The sequence below is a fragment of the Chryseobacterium sp. CP-77 genome (assembly GCF_036362765.1).
In the GTDB taxonomy this organism is placed as follows: Bacteria; Bacteroidota; Bacteroidia; order Flavobacteriales; family Weeksellaceae; genus Chryseobacterium; species Chryseobacterium cupriresistens.
The window spans coordinates 1,814,425-1,826,250 of the sequence record NZ_CP143637.1; the positions used below are offsets into that span (position 1 = coordinate 1,814,425).

11 protein-coding genes are annotated in these 11,826 nt (G+C 36.6%); 1 reads left to right on the plus strand and 10 read right to left on the minus strand.

What is annotated here, in order from left to right; all coding sequences use genetic code 11:
- Window positions 1-49: 49 nt before the first annotated feature.
- On the minus strand, window positions 50-1,438 hold the full coding sequence (gene lpdA / locus V0410_RS08140) for a dihydrolipoyl dehydrogenase (protein ID WP_137904683.1): 1,389 nt from the start codon (window positions 1,436-1,438) through the stop codon (window positions 50-52).
- A gap of 227 nt (window positions 1,439-1,665) precedes the next feature.
- A complete protein-coding gene (locus tag V0410_RS08145; protein ID WP_238349598.1) occupies window positions 1,666-1,929 on the minus strand; it encodes a hypothetical protein in 264 nt (87 codons plus the stop codon).
- A gap of 290 nt (window positions 1,930-2,219) precedes the next feature.
- On the opposite strand from V0410_RS08145, the gene V0410_RS08150 reads away from it, so the two are divergent.
- Window positions 2,220-3,107, plus strand: a complete 888-nt coding sequence (locus V0410_RS08150) for a hypothetical protein (RefSeq protein WP_330747073.1) — start codon at window positions 2,220-2,222, stop codon at window positions 3,105-3,107.
- Between the two features lie 54 nt (window positions 3,108-3,161).
- Here V0410_RS08150 and V0410_RS08155 read toward each other — a convergent pair whose 3' ends face one another.
- The 8 genes from V0410_RS08155 to V0410_RS08190 all read right to left on the minus strand — a co-directional run bounded on the left by V0410_RS08155 (window position 3,162) and on the right by V0410_RS08190 (window position 11,768).
- The gene (locus V0410_RS08155; RefSeq protein ID WP_330747074.1) at window positions 3,162-5,825 is read right to left on the minus strand and encodes a beta-glucosidase; all 2,664 of its coding nucleotides are present in this window, start codon (window positions 5,823-5,825) and stop codon (window positions 3,162-3,164) included.
- A 259-nt stretch (window positions 5,826-6,084) separates the two neighbouring features.
- Window positions 6,085-7,527, minus strand: coding sequence for an alpha-L-fucosidase (locus V0410_RS08160; RefSeq protein WP_330747075.1), 1,443 nt, complete (start codon window positions 7,525-7,527; stop codon window positions 6,085-6,087).
- A gap of 50 nt (window positions 7,528-7,577) precedes the next feature.
- Window positions 7,578-8,477, minus strand: a complete 900-nt coding sequence (locus V0410_RS08165; RefSeq protein ID WP_330747076.1) for a TIGR01777 family oxidoreductase — start codon at window positions 8,475-8,477, stop codon at window positions 7,578-7,580.
- A 233-nt stretch (window positions 8,478-8,710) separates the two neighbouring features.
- Window positions 8,711-9,415, minus strand: coding sequence for a YqjF family protein (locus V0410_RS08170; protein WP_330747077.1), 705 nt, complete (start codon window positions 9,413-9,415; stop codon window positions 8,711-8,713).
- A gap of 16 nt (window positions 9,416-9,431) precedes the next feature.
- Complete coding sequence (locus V0410_RS08175) at window positions 9,432-9,908, minus strand: SRPBCC family protein (RefSeq protein WP_330747078.1); 477 nt, start codon at window positions 9,906-9,908, stop codon at window positions 9,432-9,434.
- Between the two features lie 27 nt (window positions 9,909-9,935).
- Window positions 9,936-10,751, minus strand: coding sequence for a DCC1-like thiol-disulfide oxidoreductase family protein (locus tag V0410_RS08180; protein WP_330747079.1), 816 nt, complete (start codon window positions 10,749-10,751; stop codon window positions 9,936-9,938).
- Window positions 10,748-11,110, minus strand: coding sequence for a hypothetical protein (locus V0410_RS08185; RefSeq protein WP_330747080.1), 363 nt, complete (start codon window positions 11,108-11,110; stop codon window positions 10,748-10,750). Before V0410_RS08185 ends, V0410_RS08180 begins: the two co-directional genes overlap by 4 nt.
- Window positions 11,111-11,264: 154 nt before the next feature.
- Window positions 11,265-11,768, minus strand: a complete 504-nt coding sequence (locus V0410_RS08190) for a GbsR/MarR family transcriptional regulator (protein ID WP_034696386.1) — start codon at window positions 11,766-11,768, stop codon at window positions 11,265-11,267.
- Window positions 11,769-11,826 lie beyond the last annotated feature (58 nt).

Below are 11,826 nucleotides of genomic sequence, written 5' to 3' on the forward strand. Positions count from 1 at the left end.
AACCCGGAAAATCCGGGTTTTTATTGTATATAAGATTCTGTATTTCAGATTAAATGTGAATCACTTCACCGTAAGCAGCAGCTGCAGCTTCCATAATCGCTTCAGAAACTGTTGGGTGCGGGTGAATAGACTTGATGATCTCATGACCTGTAGTTTCCAGTTTTCTGGCTACAACAGCTTCAGCAACCATATCAGTTACCCCTTCACCGATCATGTGGCATCCTAACCACTCACCATACTTAGCATCGAAAATCACTTTGATAAATCCGTCTGTGTTTCCGTTTGCAGTAGCTTTACCACTTGCAGAAAGAGGGAATTTACCAACTTTGATTTCGTATCCTTTTTCTTTAGCCTGCTTTTCAGTAAGACCTACAGAAGCTACTTCAGGGTGGCAGTAAGTACATCCAGGGATATTACCATAGTCGATTTTCTCAACATGCATTCCTTTGATTTTTTCCACACAAGTAATTCCTTCTGCAGAAGCTACGTGAGCCAATGCCTGAGTTGGGATAATATCTCCGATCGCATAGTAACCAGGTACTGAAGTTTCATACCATTCGTTTACCAATACTCTTCCTTTATCTGTCTGGATTCCTACTTCTTCTAATCCGATGTTCTCGATATTAGCAGCAATACCTACAGCAGATAATAAGATATCAGCTTCAAGGGTGATGTTTCCGTTAGCTGTTTTCACAGTAGCTTTTACACCTTCACCACTTGTATCAACACTTTCTACAGAAGCGTTTGTCATGATTTCGATTCCTGTCTTCTTCAGAGATTTCTCCAAGTGTTTAGAGATTTCTTCATCCTCTACCGGTACGATGTTTGGCATGAATTCAACAATGGTTACTTTAGTTCCCATTGTGTTATAGAAATCAGCAAATTCTACCCCGATTGCTCCGGAACCTACAACGATCATAGATTTTGGCTGCTCAGGAAGAGATAATGCCTGTCTGTATCCGATTACTTTTTTACCATCCTGTGGTAAGTTTGGTAATTCTCTTGAACGGGCTCCTGTAGCGATAATGATATGAGTTCCTGTATATTCAGTTACTTTACCTTCTTTATCTGTAACAGAAACTTTTTTACCTTTCTGTACTTTTGCAGTACCAAGAATTACGTCAATCTTATTCTTTTTCATCAAGAATTCGATTCCTTTGCTCATTTTGCTGGCAACACCACGGCTTCTCTGAATTACATTCGGGAATTCAAAGCTTGCCTCCACTTTATTCAAACCATAATCTTCAGCATGGTTGATATAATGAAAAACCTGAGCAGATTTCAATAAAGCTTTAGTTGGAATACATCCCCAGTTAAGGCAGATTCCTCCTAAATTTTCTTTCTCGATAATTGCGGTTTTGAAACCTAATTGCGCTGCTCTGATCGCAGTAACATATCCACCAGGACCACTTCCAATGACAATAATATCGTAATTCATTACTTTAAAAATTTTTATGCGAATTTAAGGAAAAATATTGGATGTTTTATGTTTCTTCAAACTGATCTTAAAATGCACCAATAAAGCTATTTTCATTCAATTTTCAACAAAGAAAGAGAATACACGATGTATTCTCTTTCAATAAACTTTCCTTACGTTGAAAACTTTTCAAAACTTTACGGATAAAAAAATGGTTTTACCATTTTAAAAACTGCAAAAATACTGTATTATCTTGCCTGTCTAAGCAATCGTTTTTCAGCTGCATATCTTTCATTCAAAGCTTTCATCTGATCTCTCTTCATCTTTTTGGTCGCAAGCGGGTGATTAAGGATCAGTTTTTTTTCAGTATTGTATTTTTTGGTAAGCTCTTGCATTTTAATATTGACCAACTCACTTTTTGAAGGATGCGGAGGTACTGGCGGATGTTTCTGTGCAGCAACATTCATGGATAAACCTAATAACAATACTGTTGAAATTAATAACTTTTTCATAATGTTCATATTTTTGAATGTTTTCAATTAAACCAATATCATTTAATGAAATTCATTCCGGTTCACGATAAATCTTACATATATCATACCAAGATTTTTTAAAGAAAGCATAGTATGTATCTCCAGGAGATGATTCCGCTTAAAATAATGTATATTGAGAAATGTCTGTTTCCGAACATTGATTGATATTAAAATCTTAATGATTTATTTAAAAAACATTTAAAATATTCATTATCAAATAATTTTCAGATGTTTTTTTTTATATTTTTGTGCTAATTAAATTATGCAATATGAGAAAATACATTTCGATCCTTTTATTGGCTGCTGTTCCCTTAACTGCGCAAGTAGGCATTAATACAACAACACCTAACAGTACACTTGCTGTAAACGGTTCTTTAAGGGCTGGCTATACTCAGATTACTGCTACAACGTATAATATTCTGGCTACTGATCATTATATTACCTATAACGGAACTGCAGATGCTACCTTTACCCTTCCTGTGATCGGAACAGGGACCACCAGTTTTACAGGAAGAATTTATAAGATTAAGAACATTTCTCCCAATGCTATTACATTACAGGCTTCCAGTGGAAATACTTTAAGAATAGACAATACTCCTGTTGCTTCTTTTGTAATCCCTACAGGAGCATATGCCGAAGTAGTAAACAACAGTAATACTTCCGGAGGAACATGGGATTTATCTTTTACAGTTCTTCCAAAACCAAGCAATGTAGAAATTTATGGTACACAGCTTTTCATTCCTCCTCATGCCCTTGGAACAGCAGCCCTTGCGGACTGGACCAATCATGCTAATGCAGGCTATGATTCAGGTACTGCAACAGACAGGTGGTGGATTGTGAGCAAAACATCTGTGGACAGAGCCCAGACTGCTTCCTACTCCAATGCCAGCAGAATGACCCTTGTGTATGAATATCAGGGTACTCCTTTCAATGTTACCAATATGTATCCTATTCTTACCGCAGGAAACAACTCAAGTTTCCCGGATGTGTTTACAGCATCTTTTGTAAGTCTGGCCAATAGCGGTACTGGCGGTAAAACCAGGCTTACTGTATCTGTGGCCCGTGTAGACTTTATCGGTACGAATGGTGTAACGACCAATAACAGTAACTGGGCAGGAACATTCTTACTGAACGTTTTACTGGCCAGAAAATACTAGACAATCTCAATAATAGATACAAAAAAGAGCAGAAATTTCTGCTCTTTTTTATGGTCATAAAACTTCAATATTTTGTTTTAAGGGAAGGTTCTTCGATGAATTACCGATCATAATTCTGTAGGTTCCTTTTTCTACAGCCCATTCCATTTTTTCATTTAAAAACTGTAATTGCTTTACAGGAACTTCTATAGTGACTGATTTTGATTCTCCAGGTTTTAGTTCTACTTTCTGAAATCCTTTCAATTCAATAACCGGTCTTGAAACGGAAGCCAGCACGTCTTTCACATACAGCTGAACGACTTCACTTCCGGCTTTTGAACCTGTATTTTTCACCTTGACTTCAGCAACAATGCTTTCATTTTCAGAATACTGAGTCTTGCTCAACTGAAGGTCAGAAATTTCAAAAGTAGTATAGCTTAATCCGAAACCAAAGGGATATAACGGTTCTCCGCTCAGGTCATGGTAATCATTTCCTCTTCCTGTCGGGTGATGATTATAGGTTAAAGGTAACTGACCTTCCTGAACCGGAAAAGTGACAGGCAGTTTTCCGGATGGATTTTCAGCTCCGAAAAGTGTTTTTGCCACCGCATTTCCGCCTTCTTCTCCCGGATACCAAATATCCAGGATCGCTCCTACTTTATCTTTCCATGATGTTGTTTTGATGGCAGAACCTCCTACTAAAACAACGGCAATCGGTTTATTTAATTTTGAAACTTCATGAATAAATGCTTCCTGATTTCCAGGTAAGCTTAGTGATGATCTGTCCTGAAATTCACCTTCATGAATTCCGGCCGTAATAAGGATATAGTCTGCTTTTCGGGCAAGATCCAAAGCTTCTTTAACATCTTTCTGATAATCATATAAACCATAGTTCCAGATCAATTCCAGATTGGCTTCGCCTCGATTTTCATGAAATTCGATCTTTATATCATATTTTTTCCCTTTTACAAAATCTACATCCACTGTTTTGGTAGAATAGCTCAGCTTTTCCCACTGATCAATCACTAATTTTCCATCCAGGTATAATCTGAAACCATCATTCCCACGTAAGCCTATCTGATATTTTCCGGAATTGGGAGCTTCCAGTTTTCCGGTCCAGCGGATACTGTAATTGTCAGACTGCAATTTTTCCGGATCAGGAGAATATAAAGTCCATTTGAAACTGAGGTTTTCATCCTGCCTTCCAAAAGCCGGATTGCCTATTAAATTGGTATTGGCAAAATAGAATCCTGTTAATCCTTTTTTGTTTTCAGAGGACAGATATTCCTTTGAAATTGTGGTGAAGTCTTTTACATTCCAGTCAATTCCTTTTGAATATATAATTTCGGTCTCTGTATTTTTCACATAGTTTTTAAGGCCATCCAGGATATTTACTTTTTTGTTTCCAGGCCCTGAGTAACCTCCTAATCTTGCATCCACAGCATCTGTTCCTACCACCAGAATCTTTTTAACATTCGTGGGAACAGGTAGCGTTTGGTTATTGTTCTGAAGTAAAACAAAAGACTCTGCTGCTGCTTTTTCTGCCAAAGGTTTGTGATTGAGTTTTTTTAATTCTTCAATTTCCTTAGCAGAAACATAAGGGTTTTCAAATAATCCAAGTTCAAATTTGGCTCTCAATACTCTTGATACGGCATCATCTATTCTTTCTTTTGAAATTCTCCCATCCAAAAACGGTGGAATGAAGAGCTGATAATGTTTGTAGTCGGTTTGAAAAATCACGTCAAGCCCTGCATTGATGGCCTGTGCAGACGCATCATCATAGTCTTTTGCCGTAAAATGCAGAACATTGGCGCCTCCTACTGCACTGGCATCACTGATAACAAAGCCTTTGAAATTCCAGTCTTTTTTCAATTTTTCCGTTAACAGCCAATGGTTTGCAGTTGAAGGTCTTCCATCAAGCAAATTATAGGAAGTCATCACTGAGCAGCTTTTTCCTTGGGTAAAAGCATTATGAAAAGGAATCAAATGGGTTTCTTCCAGATACCTTTTGCTCCAGTGAATCGGGTATGAATCTCTCCCTCCTTCTCCTACATTGGCCAAAAAGTGTTTGGGAGTGGTAATAATCCCCATCTTTTCAAAGGAAGTGACAAAACTTACGCCCATTACGGATGTCAAAAATGGATCTTCACCATAAGTTTCCTCTGTTCTTCCCCATCTGACATCATTGGCAAGGTTGACTACAGGTGTCAGAATCTGGCGGATTCCTCTCAGTTTTGATTCTTTTGCAATCGCTGTTGAAACCCTGGTCATTAATTCGGGATTAAAAGTAGCAGCCAGACCAATAGCCTGCGGAAAAGCCGTAGCACCTTCCCGAACCAACCCGTGTAAAGCTTCATCAAAAGGGATGATTGGAATTCCCAATCGTGATTCTTCCACAAAATATTTCTGAATGGCATTGATCTTTTTCACAAGTATCTCTGCATTTTCACTGGCATTGTATTTCAGCAGTTGTCCTGCTTCTCCGCCTCCCTGACTTCCTGCGCTTACCTGCAATCCGAAAATTCCGTGGGAATACTGTCCTTTCGGAACGTTATCTAGATCTCCGGGAATCATAAAACACTGCCAGAATTTTTCCTCCGGGGTCATTCTCTGCAACAGATCCTGAACTCTGGCTTCAACGGGCTGCTTGGGATCTTTATATAAAGGTTTTTGAGCAGAGATAAATACTGAGCTCAACAAGAAAATTCCTAAAATTTCAAATCGAAGTTTAAAACACATCTAAAGAATAATTTAGTTTAAAATTTGTTCTTTTACCTTGATGCAAAAGAACCAAAAGTTCAAGACCTGGAACTCTCCGCTAAAAATAAAATCTGTTCTCTAAAAATTCTAAAACTCGCGCGAATTTGATGTTAGTTTTTCTCTTCAACAGTTATCTCGCGCTCAAACAGTAGAGTTTTCTTAACGTTCTCAGACTTTATTCTCTTAACGCTCCGATTTCCTATGTCACTTTAATATAAAAAATGAGTCACAAATTCAACTATTGCAGTATTTGAATGACAGTTGAATATTTTAACTGAGCTCTTTCTTTCGGTAAATTAATTTCAATTGAATTCCCTGATTTTTTCCATTGAATTTTGTTTGATAATCCTAAAATTTTCAAAGATTTTGGTTTAAAATTTTCCGGAACTGTAAAAATTAATGTTGATGGAGACTCATAGTTTGTTTTTTCATCCAAGTGAAAAACATTTACTGTTTTTCCATCTTTGCTTTGTGTATAATAAAAATTTCCGTCATGATAAGGCGCAATGCTTCTGGTTGCAAAAACAGCGGACTGATTTTTCTCCATCCAACCTGAAATTTGCTGTAATCTTTCATAAACTACCGGATCATAATCTCCGTTAGGTCCGGGCGCAATATTCATAAGGTAATTTCCTCCTCTTGAAATGATTTTAACCAATGTTTCAATGATCTTTTGAGAGGTTTTATAGTTGTCATTGGGAACGTAAGAAAAGGACTCTCCCATAGTGATGCAGCTTTCCCAGGGAATGGAAAGCGCGTGTTCCGGAACTGCCTGCTCAGGAGTGACATAGTTCTCCCATTTTCCGGAAACGGTACGGTCTACAATGATCATTCCCGGCTGATTTTTTCTTGCCATTGTCCCTATTTTATCCATATCAATATCCTGCTCTACTTTAATGGTACGCTGCCATTCTACTTTAGGGTCTATCGTATGAAAAGGACGTACCCAGCCGCCATCCAGCCAAAGAATATCAACTTTCCCATAATTGGAAGTAATTTCATTCAGCTGATTGAAAGTGAATTTTTTAAAGTTCTCCCATCTTTCCGGGTATTTCTTTGGATCGTAATTGACATTTCTGTCTTTGGGCGGAAAATAAGACCACCAGTAATCATCGGAATGCCAATCAGGCTTTGAGAAATAAGCTCCTATTTTAAATCCTTCTTTTCGGAAAGTATTGAAAATTTCTTTCGTCACATCAGATTTTGGATTTTTTGAAAAAGGGGTCTTGGGAGATGTAATTTTATAATCTGATTGTTGGGTATCAAACATGGCGAAACCATCGTGATGCTTGGTGGTAAAAACCACATATTTCATTCCGGCATTTTTTACTGCATCAGCCCATTTCTTAGGATTGAACTGAGTTGGATTGAATGTTGTCTGAAGATTTTCATAATTCTTCACATATTCGTAATAAGATTTCCCGTGTTCAGGTTTTCTCTGTGTCCACGATTCATCTTCCGGGCATAAGCTCCAGCTTTCAACAATCCCCCACTGGCTGTAGGTTCCCCAATGCATAAACAGTCCGAATTTCATATCCTGCCACTGCTCAAGATTCTGGACAACCAATGGGTCTGTAGGCTTCTGATAACCTTCTGATACATTATGAGCTTGTGAAAAAGCAATTGAACTTATTAAAAAGGATGAAAGAAAAAAGGGTTTTATTTTGGATATAGCCAGCATAGGGAATAGTTTTCTGCTAATTTAATTATCCTTTGGGAAACCCGCAAACATTAGGATTCCAAGAGATTAAGAATCGCTTCATCAAATGTGGGATATGAAAAGTGAAATCCGTTTTTTATAAGTTTTTCAGGGTAAACGTTTCTGCTTTTTAATAATAATTCTGTTTCTGTATTCAGGAATAGGGAGGCTATTTCCAACTGCCACACAGGAGCATTGAGTCCAAAAGGAACTTTTATTTTATGTCTTAGTTTTTTCATCATATTTTCATTGGAAAGAGGATCCGGAGCAGTTATATTCACTGTTCCTGAAAGATTCTCATCCTGAATAATCCAATCCACTGCTTTACAGAAATCTTCGATATGAATCCAGCTTACCATCTGGTTTCCTCTTCCCTGTTTTCCACCTAACCCCAGTTTTGTAATCATTTTCAGTTTTGGAAAAGCACCGCCATTATTTCCAAGGACAATAGAAGTACGAAGGGCAACTTTTCGTATTTCTTCATTTTTAACTGCAAAAAATTCTTTCTCCCAGCTTTTGCAGATATTCATAGAAAAATCGTCTCCGATAATTCCGTTTTCTTCTGTATTTAAGTTATTTTCAGAGTGAACATAAATGGTTGCAGAACTTGCATTCAGCCATATTTTTGGTTTTTCAGAACATTCATCTACTGCTTTCTGTAATATTTTTGTACTGTTGATTCTTGAAGAATAGATCTCCTGTTTATTTTTTTCATGATACCGGCAGTCTACAGATTTCCCCGTAAGATTGATCAGAACATCGGCATTTTCAAGGCTGTTTTTCCATTCTCCTATTGTTCGGGCATCCCAATAGATTTCGTTTTTACGTTGAGGATTGCGGGTAAAAATATAGACATGATGTCCTTTTTCTGTAAAGTATTTTTCTAAGTTTTCACCGAGAAATCCGGTGCCTCCGGCTATGATGATTTTCATTGTTTTGAAGTTTAAAGTTTTGAGTTCAATGTTTAAGGTTTTCCCACAGATTTCGCAGATTTTCACAGATGATTATGTTGTATTTTCCTTGTGCTTATTTGTGAAAGTATTGGTGATATTTGTGTTTAAAATAATTTGTAGCAACTATTATTGGAAAGTGTTTTTTTCCCACAGATGACACAGATTTTCACAGATGTTTATGAATAAACAAGATATTTTAATCTCTTCATTTTTCAGCTGATGCATTTCTTGGTTTTGACCTGAATTTCGGAGCCTTCGGCAAGCATTACCGATAGAGGTTTCTGATGATTCAGGCATGCAAAATCATTGCCGTATATTTTTTGAAAATCTACCTCCAGCTCATATTCTTTTATGCTGTAGCATTCCCATTTCGGATGACATACTTCGTATTCGGAGGTTGTATTTTCCTTTTTTGTAAAGCCAAAATAGTGTTCTGTGATAAATTCAAATTCTGAGTTTTCCTCCATTGGTTTTGCTGTATTTCCAGCCTTAATCTGAATAGAATGCCAGTTTTTATCTTTCCATGAATAACGGATCAGCAGTTCATCCTCTCCTTTTTCCATCTGATTTTTCATCTTCATCGTGTGATAGTTTTCCTTGTAAACAGCATTGGCGACCAGGCTTAATGCAGGTTTGGGAACAATTTCTTTGATAAACACCACTCCTCTTTTCCAGATGCCTTTTTCTTTTTTCTTGACGTAAAACCTTAGATTCACTTCTTCAAAATTCCGGTGAAAGGGAATAGGAAGGCCTAACAGCCTGGTATTTAAAAACATAAATCCCACCAAGCTTACATAGCATCTGCCTTTATAAAAATCGAGCTCTGTTCCTTTTGGAAGATAGGGCAGCAAAACTTCAGGATTGATTTCGTAATTGATGATGGCCAACTTTCGCCATTCTGCTTTTAAAAAGTTCATAACGTTGTTTTTAAGGTTAAAAAATCGCAATCCCGTCACGGACAGAAGATTCTGCAATAGTTTTGATCATTTCATTTCTTCTGAGTAAAAATTTCCTTAGATATCCTTTAAGAAAAATTGAGTTAAATAATTTCCCTAAAATACCCAGCGGAGATTCAAACTCGAAAATATCTGTCATCAGGGTATTCCCATTTACGGATTTAAAAATATGTCGGTGGCGCATGGATTTGAAGGCTCCTTCCTGCATAACATCAATAAACTGAAACGGTTTTTCCATGCTGATAATTTTCGTGGTGAGATTTTGATAAACTCCCAGATGTTTTGCCCGCCAGGTTACGGTTTCGTTTTCTTCAATCAATCCAGAGGTACGTCCTCCAATGGCTTTTTCATGAGACTTAGAAGTGGATTGCTGATGCAGATCGATATTTCTTGCCAGATCAAAAACATAGTGAATATCTGCTTTAATGACTGTGTTTAAATAGATGGTTGACATTTTTAAAACGTTTTGGCTTGTTATATTTTATTTCCAAGTGGCCAGAAAAATGATTGTTAGCGCTGTTATTCTAAATAATATCCATGAAATGGTAGGAAGAAAATTTAGCTTTAGTATTCTACATCTCCTGATATGTTCCACAAACATGATCAATACTACAATTCCAAAATAGATCATATAAAAAACAGGAGCAAAACTGGTCATCAGCGCAGGAATTAACAGTAAAGTTCCGATTAACGAAACAGTCATCATATTTCCGAGATAATCCCAGATTTTATCTTTGACATAAGCTTTTAAAAAGATAATCTGCCAAAGGATCTGGCCAAAGCAAACGGCAAATTCTCTCACGAAATTCCTCTCTAAATTCAAGTTCAGTTTACCGGAAAATATACTTAGGATACATGCTGAAAAAATAACAACAAAACTGATGTATGCCATTCTGTATTTCAGATTAAAATCCGGAACACAGGATTGTTCTGTATAGTCTTTTGAGGAAGGAATGATCTGTTTCCTGTTATAAGAAACGAAAGAATACAGTTTTTGAAAAAACCAATACAGAGGTTCTGTCCGTGCAATTTTTGCCAACAATGGAAAAGAGTTTCCAATGATGAGGAGCAGACTGTCTAATCCGTAAACGACTTCATTTTTGTTGTGATCTACCAGAGCAATTTCATTTTTCGCACGGTTGAAGTCTATCAGGATTTTATTTCTCAATGTGATTTCTGTAAAGGCTTCTCTTCCATCTGCATCCAGCATTCCGCATTTAGTAAAACCTTTGGAGTAGAGATTGCACATAGGACATTCATTGTCGTAGATTAATGTGTGGTTTTTGAGCGTTTTCATAATTGTGATTGATAAGGTTGATAAATAGTATAACAGTCATAAACATACGCCACTGCCATCACAGGACTATATAAAAGAGCGGCCATTAAAACATATCCAAAAAAATCATTGATGTGTTTCTCTGTAAACAAGATGGTTACAATAATCCAGACCGGTACTATTACAATTCCATACGCGATATACAATGCTGACTTTTTTGTTTTGAAAAACAGTTTGATCAGGAAACTTACCAATTGAGGAATTCCTACTATAAAATAAAACAGAACAAATCCAGACAAACCACCCAATATAAAAGCCTGAGGCCCAATTATTATAAAGAATAACTGAATGTAATAATCATATTTTGCAAATGTTTTCATGGCAGCAATGGTTTTAAAGTGATCCTTTTCTTCTGAAATAAATAATCAGGAATAAGTGAATGATTAAATTTTTCATAATTATTATTAATTTTATATTTTCAGTAATTTTTGAAAATTATATTGAAATAAAAAAGGATTTTCACCCTCTTTATTTTTATTTCAACAGATTGGTAATCTTCCCTACCAGCCAGTGGTCATCACTTTTTATCGCCAGATCCATGATGTTATTGATTTTTCCGGTGACAGAACTGAAATCATTCATCAGCTTGATAAATTCCTGCGCTTCTTCCGAATCTTTATCCTCAATATTTTTTAACTCTTCAAGAAAGGAAATCACAGGTTCAATCTCTCTTTTTCTTCTTTCTTTGGTAATTTGTTTGAACAGATACCAGACATCTTTTTCAGCTACAAAATATTCTTTACGGTCGCCTTTTACAAATTCCTTTTTTACGATGCCCCAGTCTATCAAAGCACGTAGATTCATATTGGCATTTCCTCTTGAAATCTCCAGTTGTTCCATGACTTCATCTGTAGAAAGAGGTTTTCCGCTCGCCAGAAGCAATGCATGCACCTGTGCCATCGTACGGTTGATTCCCCAATTGGTAGCAAAGGTTCCCCAGGTCTGAATGTATTTTTCTTTGGCTTCTGAAAGTTGCATCTTGTTTCCTTTTTTAATTTCTGTAACAAATGTAATTATATTTTTTGAATTTTCAATA